A 24,932-nucleotide genomic window follows, 5' to 3' on the forward strand; every position below is an offset into this window, starting at 1 on the left:
GCGGGCAGGGTGGAGGTGTCCACGGCGTCGGATTCGGGTGCCGGGACCCATGCGCCGCCGGTGCGGGGGGTGAAGCGGCCGAGGTAGTTGAAGGCGATCTGGGCGCCGGTGGCGGCCTGCCCGTACAGGAGTCCGTAGCCGGTGCCGTGCCGGGGCACCGCGCGGGCGGCCTCCTTGGCGTTCTGCACGCTCCCGCCGCCGGGTCCTGCCTCGATCCGCAGCGGGTACTGGGTGGTGAACCAGCCGACGGTACGGGAGAGTTCGGCGCCCTGGACCAGGTCCTCGTGGCGGCCGTGGGACTCCACGTCGACCAGCACGCCGCCGGTGCCGGGTGCCAGGGCGTGGGCCAGGGCGCCGAGCAGGAGTTCGTCGGGGCGGGCGTGGAAGGCGGCCGCGACCCGGGTGAGCAGGTCGCCGGTGAGGGCGGCGGGCAGCTCGGTGCGCAGCTCACCGGCCGGGGCGGATCCCTCGGCGGGGGTGAACGGCGGCTGGGCGGCGGCGAGTTCGCCCTCCCAGTAGGCGCGCTCGTCCTCGTGGCGCTCGCGGGCGGACGCCAGCCCGCGGGCCCAGGCGCCGAAGGAGGTGCCCTCGGCGGGCAGGGCGGCCCCGGCGTGGGCCCGCTCCAGATCCGCCAGGAGGGTGCGCCAGGACACCGCGTCGACGACCAGGTGGTGCACCACGAGCAGCAGCCGTCCGGCGCGCCCCTCGCCGCGCGGGAAGTAGACCACCTCGGCCAGGCGTCCCTGCCGGGGGTCCAGGCTCTCGATCGCGGTACGGGAGTGGGCGGCGATCAGGGCGCGCAGCCGCGCCTCGTCGGCCGCCGTGGAGTCGGCGACGGTGAGCGGGACGGCGGCCTCGGGGTGGTGTTCGAGGAGGAGGGTGCCCTCGGGGGTGCCGGTGGCGCGGGTGCGGAGCGTGCCGTGGGCGGCGAGGAGCGCGTCCAGGGCGTGGCGCAGCCGCTGTTCGCCGCTGTCGGCGGGGACGGTGACCAGGAGGGCCTGGTGGAAGGTGCGCCAGTGCGCGGGCCGGTCGGCGAGCCAGCGCATCAGCGGGGTGAAGGGGACGGGCGCGAGGTCCGGGCCCGCCGCCTCGGGGGTGGTGCCGAGGCGGTCCACGGTCTCGGACAGGGCCTGGGGGGTGCGCAGTTCAAAGATCTGACGGGCACTCAGGTCCCAACCCGCGGCCCGGGCGCGGGCGACGAGCTGGATGGAGGAGATGCTGTCGCCGCCGAGCGCGAAGAAGGAGTCCTCGGCACCGGCCCGCTCCAGCCGCAGCACCTCGGCGAACAGGGCGGCCAGCTCGGCCGCCGGGCCCATTGCGGAATCGCCGCCGGCGGGCGCCTTCGGGGCGGGGGCGGGCAGGGCGGTGCGGTCGACCTTGCCGTTGGGGCTCAGTGGCAGGGCGTCCAGGACCGCGAGGCGGGAGGGCACCAGGTGGTCGGGCAGCCGGGCGGCCAGCGCGTCCAGGAGCGGCTTCTCGTGCAGGGCGGTGCCGGGCTCGGGCACCGGGTAGCCGACCAGCATCGGCCGGCCCGGGGTGTCCTCGCGCAGTACCGCGGCGGCCTGGCGGACCCCGTCCAGGGCGGCCAACGCGGCTTCCACCTCGCCGAGTTCGATCCGGAATCCGCGCAGCTTGACCTGGTCGTCGGCGCGGCCCAGGTACTCCAGGTCGCCGTCGGTGTTCCAGCGGGCGAGGTCCCCCGTGCGGTACATGCGCCTGCCCGCGGGGCCGTAGGGGTCGGCGAGGAAGCGGGTCGCGGACAGGGCGCTGCGGCCCAGGTAGCCGCGGGCCAGTCCGGTGCCGCTGACGTACAACTCGCCCTCGGTGCCGGGCGGAACCGGCTGGAGGCGGGCGTCCAGGAGGCGGAGGCCGGTGCCCTCGACGGCGCGGCCGATGGGCGCGGGGCCGCGCAGCCGGGCGGGGTCGCAGGCCCACAGGGTGGCGTCCACGGTGGTCTCGGTGGGGCCGTAGGAGTTGAACATCCGTACGCCGTGGGCGCGTTCGCGGATCAGCTCGGGCGGGCAGGCCTCCCCGGCGACGATCAGGGTGCTGCCCTCGGCGACCGCCTCGGCGGGCAGGGCGGCGAGCACGGCCGGGGGCACGGTGAGGTGGGTGACGCGGTGCGCGGCCAGGAAGGCGGCGAGGGGGGCGCCGAGGCGCTGCTCGGCGGGGACGATCTCCAGGGCGGCGCCCGCGCAGAGCGCCATCACGATCTCCCACACCGAGGTGTCGAAGCTGAGCGAGGCGAATTGCAGCACCCGCGCACCGGGCCCGGCGGCGAAGGCGCCCTGCACGGTGGCGGCCAGGTCCGGCAGCCCGCCGTGGGTGACCACGACGCCCTTGGGGCGCCCTGTGGAACCTGAGGTGTAGATGACGTACGCCGCCGAGTCGGGGCCGAGGGCCCGCCAGCCGCGGGCCTCCGGCGCCGGGGCCGCGGCGGTGAGCACGGCGGGCTCCAGGGGCAGGCAGTCGATGCCCTCCAGAGCGGTGCCGGGGGCGGTGACGGCGAGGCGGGGCGCGGCGTCGGTGAGCGTATGGGCGATCCGCTCGGCCGGGTAGCCGGGGTCGACCGGCAGATAGACCGCGCCCGCCTTCATGACGGCGAGCATCGCCACGACCGCCTCGACGGTACGGGGCAGGGCCACCGCGATCCGGTCCTCGCGGCGGGCGCCGCGCGCGGTCAGCTCGGCGGCCAACCGGTCGGCCGCCGCGTCGAGTTGACGGTACGTCAGCTCGGTACGGGAGCTGCCGTCCAGGCCGGGCCCGGCCAGTGCGGGCAGCTCGCCGTGGCGGCGCACCTGCTCCCCGAACAGGCCCGGCAGGGTGCCCGCCGCGCCGGGCAGGGCGGCCCTGGGGGTGAACGGGGGCAGCAGGGCGGCGCGTTCGGCCTCGTCCAGGAGGTCGAGGCGGTGCAGCGGGGTGCCGGGGTCCTCGGCGACGGCGCTCAGCAGGCGGACCAGGCGCCGGGCCAGGGCCTGGGCACCGGGCCGGCTGAACAGGTCCTCGGCGTACTCCAGGACGCCTTCCAGGCCCTCGGCGCCCTCGCGCTCCACCAGGGTGAAGGTGAAGTCGAACTTCGCGGAGCCGCCCCGGGCGGGCATCGTCGTGGTGGTCAGCCCGGGCAGCCCGATCTCACCGGCGGCGCGGTTCTCGTAGGCGAGCATCACCTGGAAGAGGGGGTGGCGGGCCAGCGAGCGGGTCGGGGCGAGTTCGTCGACGAGGGTCTCGAAGGGGACGTCGGCGTGGGCGTAGGCGGCCAGGTCGGTGGCGCGCACCCGCTCCAGGAGGGTACGGAAGTCGGGGTCGCCGGAGGTGTCGGTGCGCAGGACGAGGTTGTTGACGAAGAAGCCGACCAGCTCGTCCAGGGCGGCGTCGGTGCGTCCGGCGACGGGGCTGCCGATGACCACGTCGGTGCCCGCGCCGGTCCTGGTGAGCAGGGCGGCCAGCGCGGCGTGGGCGACCATGAACAGCGAGCTGGAGGTGGTGCGCGCCAGCTCCCGCAGCCGGGCGTGCACCTCGGCGGGCACCGTGAAGCGCGCGAAGCCGCCGCGGAAGCTGGGGACGGCCGGGCGCGGGTGGTCCGCGGGCAGCCGGGTCTCCTGCGGCGCATCCGCCAACTGCTCACGCCAGTAGGCCAGTTGCCCGGCGAGCAGACCGCCGTCCGCGGCCTCTCCCCCGTCCGCCGCGCCCTCCGGCGTCTCGGGATTCTCGCCGAGCTGTTCGCGCCGCCACAGGGTGAAGTCGGCGTACTGCACGGGCAGCGGGGGCTGTTGGGGCTCCTCGCCGCGGGCGCGGGCACCGTAGGCGGTGGCGAGGTCGTTCAGGAGGGGGCGGGCGGACCACTGGTCGGCGGCGATGTGGTGCACGACCAGGGCGATGACATGCTGCTCCGCGTCCAGGCGCAACAGGGTCGCGTGCAGCGGCACTTCATGTGCCACGTCGAAGGGCCGGGTGACCGCCTCGGTGAGCAGGGCGTCGAGGTCGCCGCCCGCCGCCTCGACCACCGTCAGCGCCTCGCCGAGCCGGTCGGGGGTGAGGATCTCCTGGCGCGGGGTGCCCTCCTCGGAGGGGAAGACGGTGCGCAGGCTCTCGTGGCGGAGCTGCACATCGCGCAGGGCCAGGCGCAGGGCGGTCACGTCGAGGGGTCCGGTCAGGCGGGCCACGAAGGGGATGTTGTAGTCCGCGCCGGGGCCGTGCAGCTGCTGGAGGAACCACAGGCGGCGCTGGGCGGCCGAGAGCGGGATGCGCGCGGGCCGGGGCCGGGGCACCAGCGGCGCACCGGCCGCGGCGGTGGCACCGGCGGCTCGGCGGGCGAGGGCGGCGACACTCGGCGCCTCGAAGACCTCGCGTACGGAGAGGTCGATACCGAAGGCGGCGCGCAGGCGCGAGGCGAGGCGGGTGGCGAGCAGGGAGTGGCCGCCGAGGGCGAAGAAGTCGTCGTCGGCGCCCGCCTTCTCGCGGCCGAGCAGTTCCGCGAAGAGACCGGCGACGATCTCCTCGTGCCAGGTGGCCGGGGCGCGGTGGGCGCCGCCGGTGATGTCCTCGGGCTCGGGCAGGGCGGCCCGGTCGAGCTTGCCGTTGCCGGTCAGCGGGAAGGCGTCGACCACCACGACGGCGGCGGGCACCAGATAGCCGGGCAGCCGCGTGGCGAGCTGCTCGCGCAGCCGGTCCCCGGGTACGGCGGTGGTGGTGAGCGCCCAGGCGACCAGGCGCACCGCGCCGTCGGGTCCGGGCCGGGCGAGGACGACGGCGTCGGTGACCCCGTCCAGGGCGGCGAGCGCGGCGCGGGCCTCGCCGGGTTCCACGCGGAAGCCGCGGATCTGCACCTGCTCGTCGGCGCGGCCGAGGTGGTCCAGGTCCCCGTCCTGCGTCCAGCGGGCCAGGTCGCCGCTGCGGTACATGCGGCTGCCGGGCGGCCCGTAGGGGTCGGCGACGAAGCGGGTGGCGGACAGGGCGCTCCGGCCCAGGTAGCCGTGGGCGAGGCCGGGGCCCGCGACGTAGATCTCGGCGGTGCGCTCGGCCCCGGCGGGCCGCAGCGCGCCGTCGAGGAGGCGGACCGAGAGGTCGTCCAGGGGGCGGCCGATGGGGCTGAGCGGGGCGGCCCCGGTGCCGTCGCCCTCGTCTGCGTTCCAGGTGCCTTCGGCGGATTCGGCAGATTCGGCGTCTGCGGCGTCTGCGGCTGATTCCAGGACGTGGTGGGTGACGTGCACGGTGGTCTCGGTGATGCCGTACATGTTGACCAGTTCGGGGCCCTCGGGCCCCGCGGCCCGCTGCCAGGCGGCCAGTCGCCCGGGCTCCAGGGCCTCGCCGCCGAAGACGACGGTGCGCAGGCTCAGGTCCGCGGGCCGGCCGTGGTCGAGGACGGCGTCGGTGAGCTGGTGGAAGGCCGAGGGGGTCTGGCTGAGTACGGTGACCCGCTCGCGGCGCAGCAGGGCGGCGAACTCCTCGGGGGCGCGGGTGGTCTCCCGGGGTACGACGACCAGGCGGGCGCCGTGCAGCAGGGCGCCGAAGATCTCCCAGACGGAGAAGTCGAAGGCGAAGGAGTGGAAGTAGCTCCACACGTCCTCGGCGCCGAAGGCGAAGAGTTCGTCGGTGGTGTCGAAGAGCCGCAGCACCTGGTGGTGTCCGATGACCACGCCCTTGGGGCGGCCGGTGGAGCCGGAGGTGTGGATGACATAGGCGGTGGCCGCCGGGTGCACCGGCACCGGGGCGAGGGGCTCGGCCCCGGCGAGTTCCCGCGCGGTGGCGGGCTCGTCCAGGACGCACCAGTCGGCCTCGGGCGGCAGCTCGGGCAGCAGGTCGGCGGTGGTCAGGGCGGCGACGGGGCGGGCGGCGGCGAGCTGGGCTCCGGCGCGGGCGGCGTGGGTGCCGGGCAGCAGCGGCAGATAACCGGCGCCGGTCTTCAACACCGCGAGGACGGCGCTGAGTTGGGTGAAGGAGGGCTCCAGGCAGAGCGCGACCAGGGTGCCGGGGCGGGCGCCGCGCTCGGCCAGCAGCCGGGCCAGGCGCCCGGAGTGGTCGTCCAGTTCGCGGTAGCTGTGGGCGCGTTCGCCGTCGGTGACGGCGAGGGCCTCGGGGCACGCGCGGACGGCCTCGGCGAAGCGGGCGGTGATGCTGTCCCCGGCGGCGGGGCCGGTGTCCTGCTCCAGGGCGGCGCCGTCGTCGAGGACGCGGCGGCGCTCGTGCGCGGAGAGCAGTTCGACCGCGCCGACCGCGGTGTCCGGGGCGGTGGCCAGGGCGGTCAGGACGCGCACATAGGCCTCGGCGAGGGACTGGGCGCGGGCGGCGGGCAGCAGGTCGGGGCGGTACCGCAGGGCGATACGGGGCTCGGGTCCGGGGTGGACGACGAGGGTGAGCGGGTAGTGGGTGGCGTCCTCGCCCACCGCGGAGGTGACGGTGAGTCCGCCCGCGGCCTGCGCCTCGTGCAGGGCGGCGGAGTCGACGCCGAAGTTCTCCACCACCAGGAGGGTGTCGAACAGCTCCCCGCCACCGGCGAGTTGCTGGATCTCGCCGAGGCCCAGGTGCTGGTGGTCGAGGAGAGCGGCCTGGGTGCGCTGCAGGGCGGTGGCGCTCTCGGCGAGGGTGCCCCACGGGGAGGCGGTGACGGGCACGGGCAGGGTGTTGATGAAGAGGCCGATCATCGACTCGGCGCCTTCGAGGTCGGCGGGCCGCCCGGAGACGGTGGTGCCGAAGACGGCTTCGCGGCGGCCGGTGAGCCGGATCAGGGTGATGCCCCAGGCGGCCTGGTAGGCGCTGGCGGCGGTCAGTTGGTGGCTGACCGCGAGTCCGGCGAGCGCGGCGCCCGCGCCCTGTGGCAGGCGCAGGTCGATCTGGTGCGGGGCCCGGGGGACGGCGGCGGTGGCGCCGGGCGCGGCCGGGCAGAGCAGGGTGGGCTCGGCCACCTCCCCCAGCGCGGCCCGCCAGGCCTCGGTGGCCGCCGCGCGGTCGCGCCCCGCCAGATGGGCGAGGAAGTCGCGGTAGGGGCGGACCTCGGCCAACTCCGTGGCGCCGTGGGCGTGATGGGCGTAGGCGGCGAAGAGCTCCTGACCGAACAGCGGCATCGACCAGCCGTCCAGGAGGATGTGGTGGGCGGTGACGATCAGGCGGTGCCGGTCCTCGCCCAGGCGCAGCAGGGTCAGCCGCAGCAGCGGCGGGCTCTGGAGGTCGAAGCGGTGGGCGCGCTCCTCGTCGAGGATCCGCTGTGCGCGGGCGCCGCGACCGCTCTCGTCCAGTCCGCGGAGGTCCTCCTCCCGGAAGGGGACCTCCCAGCTGGTGGGGATGACCTGGACGGGCCGGTCCAGGCCCTCGTCGACGAAGGCGGCCCGCAGATTGGCGTGGCGGGCGAGGACGGTGTCCACGGCCCGGCGCAGCACCGCGCTGTCGAGCTGTCCGCTCAGGCCGAGGACCAGGCGCAGGGTGTACACATCGGGGTTCGCGGTGTCGAAGCCCGAGTGGAACAGCAGCCCCTCCTGAAGAGGTGTCAGCGGAAGAATGTCCTCCAGGCCGTTGTCCACGCTCACCGGTTCCTCCATCGGGCTGCCAACTGTGCGGTCTGTTCGGGGGTCAGAGGCGACAGCGAGGCCGCCTTCTGCGTGGGCGCCGCGGGTGGTGCGGGCGCGGGTGGTGCGGGTGGTGCCGTGCCGGGGTTCCGGGCGGCGCGGGCGGCGGTGTGCAGCGCCTCGGTCCAGTGGCGGGCGAGGTCGGCGGCCGCCTCCTCGTCGAGGGCGCCGGGGGCCCAGGTCAGGCGGGTGTGCAGCCGGGGGCCCTCGGGGGTGTCCCGGGTGACGGCGTTGATCTCCACCGCGTGGGCCATCGGCAGGTCCTCGTCGAGGGAGCCGCCGAGCACCCCGGCCTCGGCGGCCGCGGTCCAGGGGGCCCGGCCGCCGGGGGCGGAGAAGCGGCCCAGGTAGTTGAAGGAGAGCGCCGGTGCCCCCTGCCGGGCGAGCGGGTTGCCCTCGGCGGGCAGCAGATGGCGCAGCAGTCCGTAGCCGATGCCGGAGTCGGGCAGGGCGAGCAGGTCCGCGCGCACCCGGGCCACGGCGGCGGCGAAGTCCTCGCCCCCGGCGGCTTCGAGCCGTACCGGGTAGAGGCTGGTGAACCAGCCGACGGTACGGGAGAGGTCCGCGCCCTCGCCGATCTGCTGCTCGCGGCCGTGGCCCTCGACATGGACGAGGAAGCGCGCCCCCTCCCCCGCGGTGTCCGGCGCGGGCCGGGCCCAGTCGCGTACGGCCAGGGCGAGGGCGGCGAGCAGGACGTGCTGGATCGAGGCGTCGTAGTGCCGCACCGCGCGGGTGAGCAGGGCGGTGGTGGGGGCGCTGTCCAGGACCAGGGTGTGGTGGCGGGCCCCGCCGACGGTGCCGTAGGCGGGTGCCGGGCGCAGCCGGGGCAGCCCGGTCCCGGTGGCCAGGACGTCCTGCCAGCGCGGCAGTTCGGCGCGGCGCTCCTCGGCCAGGGCGGGCAGCGAGCGGGCCCAGGCGGTGAAGGAGGTGGGCACCGGTGTCAGCCGGACCGGGGCGCCGGTGCGCACGGCCGCCCAGGCCTCGGCGAGGTCCTGGAGCAGGATCCGCCAGGAGACCCCGTCCACCACCAGGTGGTGCACCACGAGCAGCAGCCGGTCGCCGGTGCCGTCCTCGGTGCGGTAGCGGCGGGTGGCGAGCATCCGGCCGCGCTCGGGGTCGAGTCCGGCGGCCAGGGCGTCGACCTCGCGGGTGAGGCCCTCCTCGCCGGGCACCGTGGCGGTCTCGCCGCCGCCGGGCAGGTGGTGGCGCCCGCCCGTGCCGGGCGCGGGCACGGTCAGGGTGCCGGCGGCCCAGTCGACCCGGGCGCGCAGGAGCTGGTGGTGGGCGAGGACCGCGTCCAGGACGCGGGCGAGGGCCTCCTCGCCGATGTCCTCGGGCAGGGTGAGCAGCATCGACTGGCTGAACCGGCCGGTGGGGCCGCCCCGTTCGGCCAGCCAGTGCATGATCGGGGTCAGCGGCGCGCTGCCGTGCCCGGCGTCCGTGCCCCCGGCCGACGCGGCCGCGGTCGCCGGGGCGGTGGTGCCGCGGTCGGCGAGCAGCGCGGCCAGGCGGCGCACGGTGGGCCCTTCGAAGACCTCGCGCGGGCTCAGTGTCAGACCCGCGGCGCGGGCCTTCGCCACCAGCTGGAGGGAGAGGATGCTGTCCCCTCCGAGCGCGAAGAAGCTGTCCTGGGCGCCGACCCCGGGCAGCGAGAGGACCTCGGCGAACACGGCGGCCAGGGCCTCCTCGACCGGACCCTGGGGGGAGCTGTCCCCGATCGCCGCGTGGAAGTCGGGCGCGGGCAGGGCCGCCTGGTCGAGCTTGCCGTTGGCGGTCACCGGCAGCGCGTCGAGGGTGACGAAGGCGGTGGGCACCATGTGGTCGGGCAGGGTCCGCGCCAGCTCGGCGCGCAGGGCCTGGGTGTCCGGCTCGGCCCCCTGGTCCGCCACGAGGTAGCCGACCAGGCGCCGCGGCCCGCCGCCCGGTTCCTGACGTACCGTCACGGCGGCCGAGCGGATCTCCGGGCGGGCCTCCAACAGGGCGGTGATCTCGCCGGGTTCGACCCGGAAGCCGCGGATCTTGACCTGGTCGTCGGCCCGGCGGCGGTAGTGCAGCACGCCGTCCCCGTCGCGTACGACGATGTCGCCGGTGCGGTACATCCGCGAGCCGGGCCCTCCGAAGGGGTCGGCGGTGAAGCGCTCGGCGGTCAGGGCGTGGCGGCCCAGGTAGCCGCGGGCCAGACCCTCGCCCGCCGCGTACAGCTCGCCGGGGGTGCCGGGGGGCACCGGGCGCAGCATGCCGTCCAGGACGTACAGGCGGACGCCGGGCAGGGGGGTGCCGATCGGCGGTGGGGTCTTGCCGGACAGCGGGGCGCTCATGGTGACGCAGGCGGTGGCCTCGGTGGGGCCGTAGGCGTTGACCATGCGGCGGCCTGGTGCCCAGCGGGCGGCCAGCGCGGTGCTGCACGCCTCGCCGCCGACGACGAGGGTGGTGAAGCCGTCCAGGTCCTCCGGTTCCAGGCCGGTCAGCGCGGTCGGCGGGATCAGGGCGTGGCTGACGCGCCGGGTGCGCAGGACCTCGCCGAGGAGTTCCCCGGCCAGCGGACCCGGCTCGGGCAGCACGAGGGTGGCGCCGGTGGCCAGCGCCATCATCGTCTCCATCACGGAGGCGTCGAAGGACGGCGAGGCCAACTGCAGGACGCGGCTGGCGGGTTCGAGCTCCAGGCGCTCGGCCTGGGCGGTGGCGAGGGCGGCGAGCCCGGCGTGGGTCGTGAGCACGCCCTTGGGGCGGCCGGTGGAACCGGAGGTGTAGATGAGGTAGGCGGGGTGGGCGGGGGTGACCGGGACCGGGCCGGACAGCGCGGCCCGCGCAGCGTCCCCGGTGGCGTACGGCTCGGTACCGGTGCCGCCGGTGCCGGTGTCCGTGCCCGCGTCGGCGTCGGCGTCGGCGAGGAGGGCTTCCGGGAAGCGGTCGGCGAGGGCGCGGCAGCTGAGGACGAGGGCGGGGGCGGCGTCGTCCAGCATGTAGCGCACCCGCTCGGCGGGGTAGTCGGGGTCCACGGGCAGATGGGCGGCTCCGGCCTGCTGGACGGCGAGTTGGGCGACGACCAGGTCCACCGAGCGGGGCAGGGCGAGGGCGGCGAGGTCACCGGGGCGAAGACCCGCGGCGCGCAGCCGGGCGGCCAAGGAGCGGGCCCGGGCGTCGAGTTGGGCGTAGCTGAGGTGCTGGTCCGGCCCCTCGACGGCGGGTGCCCCGGGCCGTTCGGCGACCTGGCGGGCGACGAGCTGTGCCCAGGTCTCGGGGGCGGGGGCGGCCGGTGCCGGGTGTGCGGCGAGGGCGCTGTGCTCGGGTGCCAGGAGCATGTCCAGGGCGGCGACGGGGGTGCCCGGGGCCCGGGTGAGCAGGGCCAGGACGTGCAGGACCCGGTCGGCGAAGGCCCCGGCCCGGGCGGGGGTGAAGCAGCTGGGCTGGTACTTGACCCGCAGGGTGAGCCGGGGGCCGGGGACGGCGACCAGGGTGAGCGGGTAGTGGGTGGCGTCCCAGCCGCTGACCTCGCCGACCTCGAGACCGGCGGCCCGGCCGAGGGCGTCGAGGCCGTCGGCGGGGTAGTTCTCCAGGGCGGTGAGGGTGTCGAAGAGGCGGCTGTGGCCACTGGCCCGCTGGATGTCGGCCAGGCCGAGATGGTGGTGGGGCAGCAGGGTGGTGAAGTCCTCGCCGACCCGCCGGACCAGGTCCTCCAAGGGCTCCTCGGGCCGGATCCGTACCCGTACGGGCACGGTGTTGACGAAGAGCCCGATCATCTCGCCGACGGCGGGGACCTCGGCGGGCCGGCCGGAGACGACGGTGCCGAAGACGAGGTCGCGGCTGCCGGTGGCCGCCTGGAGGACCAGGGCCCAGGCGCTCTGCAGCAGGGCGGACAGGGTGAGTTCGCGGGAGCGGGCGAAGGCGGTGAGCGCGGCGGTCAGTTCGGTGTCCGCGGTGCGCAGGCACTCCTCGGGGATCTCGGTGGCGCCCGGTGCCTCCCCGGCGAGCAGGGTCGGGGCGCCGAGGCCGTCGAGGGCGGTGCGCCAGGCCTCCCGGGCGGCGCCGGTGTCCTGGGCGTGCAGCCAGCCGAGGTAGGTGGCGTAGTCGGGGCCCTGCGGGGCGGGCAGGTCGCCGCCGTGGCCGTGCAGGAGTTCGCGTACCAGCAGCGGCATCGACCAGCCGTCCAGGACGAGGTGGTGGCCGGTCAGGACGAGGTCGCTGGTGTCGGCGGTACGGCGGATCAGCAGGGCGCGCAGCAGGGGCGGGGCGGTGAGGTCGAAGCGGGCGAGGCGCTCGTCCTCGATACGGCGGCGGGCGCGGCGCTCGGTCTCGCGAGGGGTGCGGCGGGTGAGGTCGAGGGTCTCGACGTGGGCGCGGGCGGGGTGGGTCCGCTGGGTCCAGCCCTGGTCGGTGTGGGTGAAGGCGGTGCGCAGCGGGGCGTGGCGGTCGAGGAGGCGCTGCAGGGCGGCGGTCAGGCGCTCGTGGTCGACGGTGCCGGTCAGGGGCAGCACGGCCTGGACGTGGTAGACGTCCAGGGCGCCGGGGGCGGAGTGGTCGTAGTGCGAGAGGAAGAGCAGGCCCTCCTGCAAGGGGGTGGCCGGCCAGGGGCCTTCGGCGGAGGCGGCGGGGGCCGCGGCGGGCCGGGGCTCGCGGCGGGCGGCGGCGAGCAGGGCGCGGACGGTGCGGCGGCGGAAGACGTCCTGCGGGGTGAAGGCGAGCCCGGCCTCGCGGGCGGCGGCGACCAGCTGGATGGAGAGGATGCTGTCCCCGCCGAGCGCGAAGAAGCTGTCGTCGAGGCCGATGGTGTCCAGGTGCAGCAGGCGGGCGAAGAGGGCGGCGAGCAGGCGTTCCTCGTCGGTCTCCGGGGCGCTGAAGGCCTCCTGGGAGCCGAGCCGGGGGGCGGGCAGCGCGGCGCGGTCGAGCTTGCCGTTGGCGGTGACCGGCAGGGCGTCGAGGACGGTGAGGGAGGCGGGCACCAGGTGGGCGGGCAGCCGGGCGGAGAGGTAGGGGTCCAGGTCGGGGACGCTCCGGCCGGAGGCGGGGACGAGGTAGGCGGCGAGGTGGGCGGCGCCGGTGGCCGGGTCGGTGAAGACGGTGACCGCGCTGTGGGCGAGGGCCGGGTGGGCGTCGAGGACGGCCTGGATCTCGCCGGGTTCGATGCGCTGGCCGCGCAGTTTGATCTGGTCGTCGGCGCGGCCTAGGTGTTCCAGGGCGCCGTCGTGGCGCAGCCGGGCGAGGTCGCCGGTGCGGTAGAGGCGGGAGCCGGGCGGCCCGAAGGGGTCGGCGGTGAAGCGTTCCGCGGTCAGGGCGGGCCGGCCGAGGTAGCCGAGGGCGAGTTGGGGCCCGGCGAGGTAGAGCTCGCCGCCGACGCCGGGCGGCACCGGGCGCAGGGCGGCGTCCAGGACATGGGCGCGGGTGTTGGCGACGGGCCGGCCGATGGGGACGGCGGCGCGGGCGGCGTCGGCCCCGGTGGTGGCGTGGGCGGTGACGTCGACGGCGGCTTCGGTGGGTCCGTAGAGGTTGTGCAGGACGGCGGACGGGGCCAGCCGGGCGGCCCCCGCGACGGCGGCGGGCGGCAGGGTCTCGCCGCTGGCGAGGATCCGGGTCAGGTGGGCGCAGTCGGCCCGCTCGGCGACGGCGGTGAAGGCGGCCAGCATCGAGGGCACGAAGTGGACGGTGGTGATGCGCTCTTCCCGCAGGCGGCGGGCGAGGGCGGCGGGGTCGCGGTGGTCCTCGGGCCCGGCGGTGACCAGGGCGGCCCCGGCGAGCAGCGGCCAGAAGAGTTCCCAGACCGAGACGTCGAAGCTCGCCGGGGTCTTGAGCAGGACGCGGTCGGTGTCCGTGAGCCGGTAGGTGTCCTGGGCCCACAGCAGCCGGTTGACGATCGCGGTGTGGGTGATCACCACACCCTTGGGGGTGCCGGTGGAGCCGGAGGTGAACAGTACGTAGGCGGGGTCGCCCGGCAGCGGGGCCGTGGCGGTCGGGTGCGGTGCGGTGGCGTCGGTGAAGTCGGCGCGGGTGGGGTCCAGTTGGGGCAGGGCGGTCGGGTTGGTGTGCGCGGCGAGGGCGGTGGTGGTGACCACGGCGCGGGCGCCGGAGCGGGTGAGCAGGGTGCGGATCCGGGCGGCGGGCAGCTCCGGGTCCACCGGCAGGTAGGCGGCCCCGGCACGCTGGACGGCGTGCAGGGCGAGGACGAGTTCGGGTGAGCGGGACAGGGCGACGGCGACGATGTGGCCGCGCCGGGTGCCCAGCGCGGTGAGGGCGGCGGCGAGGTGGTCGGCCCCGGCGTCGAACTCGGCGTAGGTCCAGGAGCGTTCGCCGTCGGTGAGGGCCTGGTGGGCGGGGGTGCGGCGGGCCTGGGCGCGGACCAGGTCGGCCAGGGTCGCCGGGGGCAGGGCGCGGGCGGGCCCGGTGGCGGCGGCCAGGACCGCGCGGTGTTCGGCCTCGTCCAGTACGGGGGCGGCCGACAGCGGCGCCTCGGGGTGGGCGGTGCACCAGTGCAGCAGGGCGGTCAGGCGGCGGGCCAGGCCCTGGACGGTCTCGGGGTCGAACAGGGCGGTGCGGTAGTTGAACGCGGCCTTGAGGCCGTGCTCCGCGCGGGAGTCGGGGTCCTCGACGACGGCGAGGGTCAGATCGAACTTGGCGCCGCGCAGCTCCACGAGTTCGGCGGCGACGGGGGTCCCGCCGAAGTCGGTGGGCTCACCGGGGGCGCGCTGGTGGATCAGGGCGACCTGGAAGAGGGGGTGGCGGGACAGCGAGCGCTCGGGGTCGAGCGCGTCCACGAGCTGTTCGAAGGGCAGTTCGCCGTGGTCGAAGGCGTCCAGGTCCACGGACCTGACCCGCTGGAGGAGTTCGGCGAAGGAGGGGTCGCCGGAGGTGTCGGTGCGCAGTACGAGGGTGTTGGCGATGAGGCCGGGCACCTCGGCGAGGGCCGGGTCGGCGCGGTTGCTGAGGACGGTGCCGAGCGGCAGGTCGGTGCCCGCGCCGTGGGCGGTGAGCAGGGCGGCCAGGGCGGCGTGCAGGACCATGAAGAGGCTCGCGCCCGCCTGCTCGGCGAGGTCGGCCGCGGCCCGGTGCACGGCGGCGGGCAGGGTGAACTCCACGGAGTCGCCGTGCTGGTCGACCTCGCCGGGGCGGGGCCGGTCCAGCGGCAGCGGGATCTCGGCGGGCGCCCCGGCGAGGACGGTGCGCCAGTGGGCGAGGAGTGCCTCGGCGCGGGGGGCCAGGGTCTGTTGCTGCCACAGGGTGTAGTCGGCGTACTGGTGGCGCGGCCCGGGCGGCAGCGGGGTGCCCTCGCGGCGGGCGGTGTAGAGGCGGGCGAGGTCGGCGAGCAGGGGCCCGGTGGAGAACTCGTCGACGGCGATGTGGTGCAGCAGCAACAGCAGGTGCCGGCCGCCCTCCCGGTCGTGGAGGAGGTAGCTGCGCAACGGCGGCCGGGTGGTCAACTCGAAGGGCTCGGCGGCCAGTTCGCGGGCGGTGGCCACCGGGTCGGTGGTGGCCACGGTGCGCGGGGCGGGCACCTCGGCGGCGTCCAGGATGTGCTGGACGGGGACGCCGTCGGGTCCGGCGGGGTAGGCGGTGCGCAGGATCTCGTGGCGCTCGGCCAGATCCGCGAGGGCCTCGGTGAGCGCGGTCTCGTCGAGGGGGGCGGCGGGGTGCAGCAGCAGCGGCACGGTGTAGGCGTGCGCGGTGCCGCCGAGGCGGTGCAGGAACCAGAGCCGGGCCTGGGCGGGTGACAGCGGCAGCACGGCGGGGCGTGCGGCGCGGGTCAGCGGGGCGGGGCCCGCCGTGGCCCCGGCGTCGGCGTCGGTGGTGCCGGTGAGGTGGGCGGCGAGGGCGGCGACGGTGCGGGCCTCGAAGAGGGTGCGCACCGCCAGGTGGGTGCCGAGCTCGGCGCGGATGCGGCCGGCGAGCCGGGTGAGCAGCAGGGAGTGGCCGCCCGCGGCGAAGAAGTCGTCCTCGACGCCGACCGCCTCGGTGCCCAGGATCTCGGCGTACAGGGCGGCGAGTTGCTCCTCCAGGGGGGTGCGCGGGGCGCGGCCCGGTACCGCGGTCGGGGTGGTGGGGGCGGGCAGCGCGGCGCGGTCGAGCTTGCCGTTGGCGGTCAGCGGCAGCGCGGCGAGGGGGACGAAGGCGGCGGGCACCATGTGCTCGGGCAGCACCGCGGCGCAGGTCTCGCGCAGCTGGTCGGCGGTGGCGGTCCCGGTGGTGTAGGCGACCAGGCCGTCGCCGGTGGGCAGGTCGGTGCGCAGCACGACGGCGGCGGTGCCCGCGTCCGGGTGGCGGCCGAGGACTGCCTCGATCTCGCCGGTCTCGATACGGAAGCCGCGCAGCGAGACCTGGTTGTCGGCGCGGCCCAGGTAGCTCAACTCGCCCTGGCCGCTCCAGCGGGCGAGGTCGCCGCTGCGGTACATCCGGGTGCCGGGCTCCCCGAAGGGGTCGGCGGTGAAGCGTTCGGCGGTCAGCGCGTGCCGGCCCCGGTAGCCGCGGGCCAGTCCGGGTCCGGCGACGTACAACTCCCCCGCGACGCCCGCGGGTACGGGGCGCAGGGCGGCGTCCAGGACGTACAGGCGCAGGTCTTCGAGGGCGCGGCCGACGGGGCTCAGTCCGCGGTGGGCGGCGTCGGCGGCGCGGGCGGGGGTGAGTTCGTGGCCGGTGACGTGGACGGTGGTCTCGGTGATGCCGTACATGTTCAGCAGCCGCGGCGGGCGCGGGCCCCGGAGCCAGGGAAGGGTGCGGCCGGGTTCGAGGGCCTCGCCGCCGAAGACGATCCAGCGCAGGCTGCCGGGCACTCCCCCGCCCTGGGCCAGGGACTCGGTGAGGGCGGTGAAGGCGGTGGGGGTCTGGTTGAGGACGGTGACCCGCTCCTCGTGGAGCAGGCGCAGGAAGTCCTCGGGTGAGCGGGTGGTCTCGTGGTCGACGAGGACCAGGCGGCCGCCGGTGAGCAGAGCGCCCCACATCTCCCAGACCGAGAAGTCGAAGGCGTAGGAGTGGAAGAGGGTCCACACGTCCTCGGGGCCGAAGGCGAAGGGGTCGCGGGTGGCGTCGAAGAGGCGGGCCAGGTTGCGGTGGGTGACGACGACGCCCTTGGGGGCGCCGGTGGAGCCCGAGGTGTAGATGAGGTAGGCGGCGTGGTCCGGGTGCAGGGGAGCGCGGCGTTCGCCGCCGGTGATCCGGTGGCCGGGGGTGCGGTCGAGGAGGGCGCGCAGCTCGGGGTCGTCCAGGTCGACGACGGGCACACCGGTGCTCTCGCCGGTGTCCGTACCGGTGGTGGTGAGCAGGAGGGCGGGCCGCGCGTCCGCCAGGGTGTGGCGGATGCGGGCGGCGGGGTAGCGCGGGTCGACGGGTACGTAGGCGGCGCCGGTCTTGGCGACGGCCAGGACGGCTTCGATCAGGGCCGGACAGCGGGGCAGGAGCAGGGCGACGCGGTCCTCGGGGCCGATGCCCCGGCCGATCAGGTGCCGGGCGAGCCGGGTGCTGCGCCGGTCGAGGTCGGCGTAGGAGAGGTGGCCGCCGCGGTGGGTGAGGGCGGTGCGGGAGGCGGCGGCCTCGGCGGCGGCGGTGAAGCGGTCCACGACATGGCGGTGGCCGTCGTGGTGGGCGGTGGGGTTGAACTCCCGCAGCAGGGTGCGCTGTTCGGCGCCGCTGAGCAGCGGCAGCCGGCTGAGGCGGGTGTCCGGGGCGGTGACGGCCGCGGCGAGCAGCCGGAGCAGGCGCTCGGTGAGGAGGCGGGCGCTCTCCTCGTCGAAGAGGTCGGCGCTGTAGTTGACGGCGCCGTCCAGGCGGCCGGTGCCGGTGTGGTCGGTGAAGCCGACGACCAGGTCGAGCTTGGCGGTGTCCGTCTCGCGCAGCCCGAAGTCGGCGTCGAGGCCGGGGGCGGAGAAGGGCAGCGGTCCGCGCACCTGGTAGGTGAGCATCACCTGGAAGAGCGGGTTGTGGGCGCGGCGTTCGGGGTTGAGGGCCTCCACCACGCGTTCGAAGGGCACGCCCGCGTGGTCGAAGGCGTCCAGGGTGGTGCGGCGCACCCGCTCCAGGAGTTCGCCGAAGCCGGGGTCGCCGGACAGGTCGGTGCGCAGGACCAGGGTGTTGACGAAGAAGCCGACCAGGTCCTCGGTGTCCGGGTGCTCGCGTCCGGCGCTGGGCACGCCGAGCGGGATGTCCTCGCCCGCGCCGAGGGCGCCGAGCAGGGCGGCCAGCGCGGCCTGGAGGACCATGAAGGGGGTGGTGGCGGTCCTGCGGGACAGCTTCCGCAGGGCGTCCGCGGTGGGGGCGGGCACGGTGAAGGGGACGTAGCCGCCGCGGCCGGTGGGCTGGGCGGGGCGGGGCCGGTCGGTGGGCAGGTCGAGGACGGCGGGGGCACCGGCGAGGCGGGCGCGCCAGAAGTCGAGCTGCTCCTCGCCGGTCTGCTGGAGTTCCCGCTGCCACAGGGCGTAGTCGGCGTAGTCGACGGGCAGTTCGGGCCAGTCGGGGGCGCGGTGCTCGCGGCGGGCGGCGTAGGCGGTGGACAGGTCGGAGAGCAGCGGGGCGGTGGACCACTCGTCCCCTGCGATGTGGTGCACGAGCAGCAGCACGGTGAGCCGCTCGCGGCCCCGCTCGTCGTGCTCGCCGGTGAGGATGCTCAGGCGCAGCGGCGGCTGGGTGGTCAGGTCGAAGGGTTCGGCGGCCAGTTCGGCGAGCAGGCGCTCGCGTGCCGCGGCGTCGCGGACGGTGTGGCGGGTGCACTCGGGTGCCCGGTCGAGGATCTGCTGCCGGGGGCCGTCGCCGTCGTCGGGGAAGACGGTGCGCAGGACGGCGTGGCGCCGGACCACGTCGGCGAGGGCCCCGGTGAGGGCGTCCTGGTCGACGGTGCCGGTGAGGGTGAGGACGAAGGGCAGATGGTAGGCGGTGCCCGTCTCGCCCAGGCGGGCCAGGAACCAGAGCCGGGCCTGCGCGGGCGACAGCGGCAGGCGCGCGGGGCGTTCCCGGCGCACCAGTGCCGGGGCGGCCGGACCGTCCGCGGCGGCGGGGCGGCCCCGGGCGGCGAGGGCGGCGACGGTGGGCGCCTCGAAGAGGTGGCGTACCGTCAGGTCCTCGCCGAGCAGGGGCCGGGCGCGGGCGACCAGGCGGGCGGCGAGCAGGGAGTGCCCGCCGAGGGCGAAGAAGTCGTCCTCGGCGCCCACCTCGTCCAGGCCGAGGATGTCGGTGAACAGGGCGGCGAGCGCCTGTTCCCGGGGTCCGCTCGCCGGGCGTGAGCTGCCGGCGGCGGCCGGGGCGGGCGCGGGCAGGGCGGCGCGGTCGAGCTTGCCGTTGGGGGTCTGCGGGAGGGCGTCGAGGACCAGGCAGAGCGAGGGCACCAGGTAGGCGGGCAGCCGGGTGGCGGCCTCCCGGCGCACCTCCTGGGCCTCCCGCTCGTCGCGGGGGCCGACGAGGTAGGCGATCAGGCGGGGGGTGCTCTCGCCGCTCTCCTGGTGGGCCAGGACGGCGGCGTCGCGTACCCGCGGGTCGCGGCGCAGCACGGCGGCGACCTCGCCGGGTTCGACGCGGTGGCCGCGGATCTTCACCTGGTGGTCGGCGCGGCCGAGGATCTCCAGGCGGCCGTCGGCGCGGCGGCGGGCGAGGTCGCCGGTGCGGTACATCCGGGTGCCGGGCGGCCCGTAGGGATCGGCGGTGAAGCGCTCGGCGGTCAGGGCGCCCCGGTCGAGGTAGCCCTGGGCCAGCCCGTCACCGGCGAGGTAGAGCTCGCCGGTCAGTCCGTCGGGTACGGGGCGCAGCCGCCGGTCGAGGACGTGGGTGCGGGTGTTCCACAGCGGGCTGCCGACGTGCGGGGCGGCGAGGTCCCGGTCGGTCTCCAAGGTGGCGGCGGTGGACCAGATGGTGGTCTCGGTGGGGCCGTAGAGGTTGGTCAGGCCCCTGCCGAGTGCGGCGAGGCGGGCGGCGAGATCGGGGGCGAGGGCCTCCCCGCCGGCCAGGACCCGCAGGGGGCGGACGGCCTCGGGTGCCTGCTCGGCGAGGGCCCGCCACAGGGAGGGGGTGGCCTGCATGACGGTGGCGCCGGTGCGGGTGAGCAGGGCGGCGAGCAGGCGGGGGTCGCGGACCTCCTCGCGGTCGGCGAGGATCACGGTCGCCCCGCGGGTCAGCGGCAGGAAGAGTTCGAGGGCCGCGATGTCGAAGCCGACGGTGGTCACCGCGAGGAGGCGTTCCTCGCCGGTGAAGGCGAGTCGCTCGGCGGTGGCGAGCAGGAAGTTGGTGAGGGCCCGCTCGGGGACGACCACGCCCTTGGGGGTGCCGGTGGAGCCCGAGGTGTGGATGACGTAGGCCGGGTGCCCGCCGTGGCGGATCGGCGGCAGCGGCAGCGGCTCGGCGGCCTCGATGCGGGAGCGGGTGCCCGGGTCGGTGGGGTCGACCAGGGCGGCGGCGCCCGGGGGCGCGGCCTCGGGGCGGTCGGTGACCAGGAGGGCGGGGCGGGCGTCGTCGAGGAGGGTGGCCAGGCGGGCCGCCGGGAAGTCGGGGTCGAGCGGCAGGTAGGCGGCGCCGGTGCGCAGCACGGCGAGCAGGGCGGGCAGCAGCAGGGGGCCGCGGGGCAGGCTGACGCCGACGAGGGTGCCCGGGCGGGCGCCGTGCGCGGCGAGGACGGTGGCCAGGCGGGCGGCCCGCTCGTCGAGTTGGCGGTAGGTGAGCTGCTCGCCCTCGCTGTGCAGGGCGATCCGGTCGGGGGTGCGGGCGGCCTGGGCGGCGATCAGGTGCGCCGGGGAGGCAGCGGGCAGGGCCCGGGCGGTGGCGGCGGCCTCGGTGGCCGGGCGGGCGTGTTCGGCGGGGGTGAGGAGGTCCACGTCGGCGAGGGGCCGGTGCGGGTCGGCGGTCAGCTCGTCGAGGAGGCGGACGTAGGCGGCGGCGAAGCGCGCGGCGTCGGCCGCGTCCCACAGGGCGGTGCGGTACTCGAGGAGGGCTCCGGCCTCGCGCCCCGCGCCCTGTTCGCTGACGGTGAGCTGGAGGTCGAACTTGGCCTCCCCGGTGTGCACCAGCCACGGCCGCCCGCTCTGCCCGGGCAGCAGGGGCCGCTCGTCGAATTCCTCGCGTACGGCGAAGAGGATCTGGAAGAGCGGGGTCAGGCCGGTGCTGCGGGGCGGGTTGAGCGCCTCGACGATCCGCTCGAAGGGCACGTCCTGGTGGCTGAGGGCGCCCAGGTCGCTCTCCCGTACCCGGGCCAGGAGTTCGTGGAAGGTGGGGGTGCCGGAGGTGTCGGTGCGCAGGACGAGGGTGTTGATGAAGAAACCGGCGGCCTCCCGCAGCGCCTCGTCCTCGCGTCCGGCGACCGGGGCGCCGACGACGATGTCCTCACCGGCGCCCAGCCGGGTCAGGGTGGCGGCGAGCGCCGCGTGCAGGACCATGAACACCGTGGTGCCGGTGGTACGGGCGAGTTCGGCCACCCGGGTGTGCAGGGGGGCGTCGAGGGTGAAGCCGTGGGTGGCGGCCCCGCCGCCGGTGCGGCGGGGGCGGGGCCGGGCCCAGGGCAGCGTGATCTGTTCGGGCGCCTGGTCCAGAGCCCGGCGCCAGTAGGCGAGTTGGGCGTCCTCGGTGGCGGGGGCGGTGCGCCGCTGCCACAGGGTGTAGTCCGCGTACTGCACCGGCAGCGGGGGCAGGTCCGGCGCCTGGCCACCGGCGCGGGCGGCGTAGGCGGCGGCCAGGTCGCGCAGCAGGGGGGCGAGGGACCACTCGTCCCCGGCGATGTGGTGCACCACGAGGAGCAGCACCTGCGCGGCACCACCGGTGGTGTCGCGGGTGGTGAACAGGTGCGCGCGCAGCGGGAGTCGGTCCTCGATCCCCAGCGGGCGGGCGGCCGCCGCGCGCAGGGCGGACTCCTCCTCGGCGGGCGAGTCCAGGTGCCGCTGTTCCAGGGGGACGGTGAGGGCGGCGGCCTCGCGGATCTCCTGGCGGGGCTCGTCGCCGGTCGGCGGGAAGACGGTCCGCAGGACCTCGTGCCGCGCCAGTACGTCGCGCAGGGCGGCCCGCAGCGCGGCCGGGTCGAGCTCGCCGGTCAGGCGTACGGCGAGCGGGATGTGGTACGAGCCTCCGGCCGGGTCCGCCTGGTGCAGGAACCACAGGCGGCGCTGGCCGGGCGAGAGCGGCAGCCGCTCCGGGCGGGGCTCGGGGCGCAGCGGCGGGCGGGCCCCGGCGGCGTGCTCGCTCGGGGCGGCGAGGAGCGCGGGGGTGGGGTGGTCGAACAGGGTGCGCACCGGCAGTTCGACGCCCGCCGCCGCGCGCAGCGCGGTCATCAGGCGGGCGGCGCTGAGCGAGTGCCCGCCGAGGGCGAAGAAGTCGTCGTCGGCGCCGACCTCGTCGAGGCCGAGGACCTCGGCGAAGAGGCGGCACAGGAGTTCCTCCCGGCCGGTGGCCGGGGCCCGGCGGCCCGCGGCGGGGGCGGTGATCTCGGGCAGGGCGGCCACGTCCGTCTTGCCGTTGGGGGTGCGCGGCAGGCGGTCGAGGGCGCGGAAGTGGGCGGGGATCAGATGGGCGGGCAGCCGCTGGGCGAGGTGGGCGCGCAGCGCGGCCTCCTCGGCGGCGCCGACGTAGAAGGCTGCCAGGACCGCCTCGCCGCCTCCGGCGGGGGGCCGGGCGGTGACGGCCGCTTCCCGCACGGCGGGGTGCGCGTTGAGGGCGGCGGCGACCTCGCCGGGTTCGACGCGGTGGCCGCGGATCTTCACCTGGTGGTCGGCGCGGCCGACGATCTCCAGTCGGCCGCCGGTGGTCCAGCGGGCCAGGTCGCCGGTGCGGTACATCCGGGCGCCGGGCGGGCCGTAGGGGTCGGCGGTGAAGCGTTCGCCGGTCAGGGCCGGGCGGTTGAGGTAGCCGTCGGCGACGCCGTCACCGGCGAGGTAGAGCTCGCCGGTGGTCCCGGCGGGCAGCGCGTTCAGGCGGTGGCCCAGTACGTAGGCGCGGGTGCGGCGCAGCGGGGAGCCCGCGTGCGGGAGGGTGCCGGGCTCCAGGGCGGCGGCGGTGGACCAGATGGTGGTCTCGGTGGGGCCGTAGAGGTTGGTCAGGCCCGCGCCGAGACCGGACAGGCGCTCGGCGAGGTCGGGCGCGAGGGCCTCGCCGCCGCTGAGCAGGCGCACCCCCGCGAGGGCCCCCGGATCGGCCTCGGCGAGGAGCCGCCACAGCGAGGGCGTGGCCTGGACGACGGCGGGCCGCTCGGCGCGGATCAGGGCGGTGAGGGCGAAGGGGTCGCGCACCGTCTCCGCGTCGGCCAGGACCACGGTCGCGCCGCAGATCAGCGGCAGGAAGAGTTCGAGGGCGGCGATGTCGAAGGAGACCGTGGTCACCGCGAGCAGCCGCTCGCCCTCGGCCGGACGCGGCCCGGCTGGCAGCGCCGCCAGGAGATTGGCCAGCGCCCCGTGGGAGACGACCACGCCCTTGGGGGTGCCGGTCGAACCGGAGGTGTAGATGACGTAGGCGGTGTCCCTCTCCCCCACCGCCGCGCCCGCACCGACATCGTCGCCGGGGGCGGTGTCGAGGGCGGTGCCGTGCTGGTCCACGGTGACCTCGGGCACGGTGGCGTCCGCGGTGCCGGGGCGGTCGGTGACCAGGAGGGCGGGGGCGCTGTCGGTGAGCATCTGCCGCAGGCGCCCGGCGGGGTAGGCGGGGTCGAGCGGCACGTATCCGGCGCCGGTGCGCAGCACCGCGAGCAGGGTCACCAGGAGAGCGGGCGCCCGGTCCAGGCTGACGGCGACCAGGGTGCCGCGGCGGGCGCCGCGCGCGGCCAGGACACCCGCGAGCGCGCGGGCGCGGGCGTCGAGGGCTTCGTAGGTCAGGGTGTCCGCGCCGCTGCGCAGGGCCGGGGCCCCGGGGGTGGTGCGGACCTGGGCGCCGAAGGCCTCGGTGAGCAGGGGTGCCCGGTCGGGGGTGCCGGATCCGGTGGCCCAGGTGCGGGTCAGCTCGCGGTGTTCGGCGGGGCCGGTCAGCGGCAGTCGGGCCACCGGGGTGTCCAGGCGGTGGGCGGGCAGCTGGGCGAGCAGGGCGGTGAACCGGTCGGCGTGGGCGGCGAGTTCGGCCTCCTCGTAGCGGCCGGGGTGGGCGTCGAAGAAGAGCTGGAGGGCGCCGTTCGCGTCCTGGGTGGCGGTGACGGTGAGGTCGTCGACGGCACCGGCGGCCAGGTAGTGGGTGGTGGCCGCGCACCGCCCGAAGGACAGCTCGGGGGCGAAGGGCTTGATGTTGACGTGCGGGCCGACCAGGGTGCGCCCCTGGCCGAACTGGCGCAGATCGCGGCGGAGTTGCTCGCCCCGGTAGCGCTGGTGGCGGCGCTGGGCGCGCAGGGCGTCCTTCACCCGGCCGAGGAGCCCGGCCAGGGTGTCACCGGCGGTGACCGCGAGCCGCAGGGGGACCACGTTGACGGCGGTGGTCGGCACCCGCAGCTGGCTCCCGCTGCGCCCGGTCACCGGCAGGCCCACCACGGCCTCCGCCGCGCCGCCGAGGCCGGTCAGATACAGCGCCCAGGCGGCGAGCACGGCCTCGGGCCAGGTCGCCTTGGCCAGACCCGCGGTGGCGGCCAACTCCCGTACGGCGGCGGGGTCCAGGCCCCGGCGGACCCGCAGGAAGGTGGAGGCCGGGGGCGTGTCGCCCTGGTGGCGGCTGAGGGAGACCGGGCGCGGCCGGTCGGCGAGGTGCTCCTGCCAGAAGGCGGCGTCGCGGCCGCGCTGTGCGGAACGGGCGTACTCCCGGTCGACGGCGACGGCCTCCCGCAACGGCAGGGTCCCGGCCTCCGGCAGGGGCTCGCCCGCGTCCAGGGCGCGGTAGAGCGCGGCGACGCGTTCGGCGACACGCGCGAACCCGTAGCCGTCCAGGAGGATGTGGTGGCAGCGGTGGTACCAGAGCCAGCGCTCCTCGCCCGTGCGCAGCAGCGCGTGGCGGTAGAGGCGGCCGCCGACCAGGTCGACGGGGCGGCTCCGGTCCCCGTCCATCCAGGCCAGCGCCGCGGCCTCCGGATCGGCCTCGTCCCGCAGATCGACCGTCTCCGGCGCCTGGGGGGTGTGTGCGCCGACCAGCTGCCGGACGGCCTCGGCACCGTTCTCCTCGGGGTCGGTGTCACCGGTCGCGTCGCCGGTGACGGAACCCGCGGCGCCGCCCTCGCAGCCGGTGCCGTGGTTGTCGGTGGTGGCGTCGTAGTCAGAGGTGTCGTCGTCGCCGGTGGTGAAGCGGACGGTCAGGGCGTCGGTCTCCGCCAGGGTGTGCCGGATCGCCTCGGCGAGCAGCTCCGGCCGGAGCGGTCCGGTCAACTCCACGTACTCGGCGGCCAGATGGGCGCATCCGGCCGGGTCGAGCCGCTGAGCGGTCCAGAGGCCCTGCTGTGCCGAGGTGAGCGGCAGGCGGTCGCGGTGGGGGCTCATGCGCGTGTTCTCCCGGCAGGCTGACGCACCGGTCATCGGCCGGTGGGGGGCT

The 24,932-nt window shown here is 76.6% G+C and carries 2 protein-coding genes (1 of these 2 cut by a window edge); both read right to left on the bottom strand.

Annotated features, from left to right (window positions below; all coding sequences use genetic code 11):
* Window positions 1-7,520 carry the 5' portion of a non-ribosomal peptide synthetase gene (locus HFV08_RS21710; protein WP_168541578.1) on the bottom strand. The gene continues 8,107 nt to the left of window position 1, outside the view, so 7,520 of the gene's 15,627 nt are visible here — the first part of the coding sequence; it begins with the start codon at window positions 7,518-7,520; the stop codon falls past the left edge of the window.
* Window positions 7,517-24,880 (bottom strand): non-ribosomal peptide synthetase, encoded by a 17,364-nt coding sequence (locus HFV08_RS21715; protein WP_168541580.1) that lies wholly within the window; start codon window positions 24,878-24,880, stop codon window positions 7,517-7,519. The genes HFV08_RS21710 and HFV08_RS21715 overlap by 4 nt, the downstream gene beginning before the upstream one ends.
* Window positions 24,881-24,932: the final 52 nt, after the last annotated feature.

Origin of the sequence: Streptomyces physcomitrii (assembly GCF_012273655.1) — a bacterium.
GTDB classification, from domain to species: domain Bacteria; phylum Actinomycetota; class Actinomycetes; order Streptomycetales; family Streptomycetaceae; genus Streptomyces; species Streptomyces physcomitrii.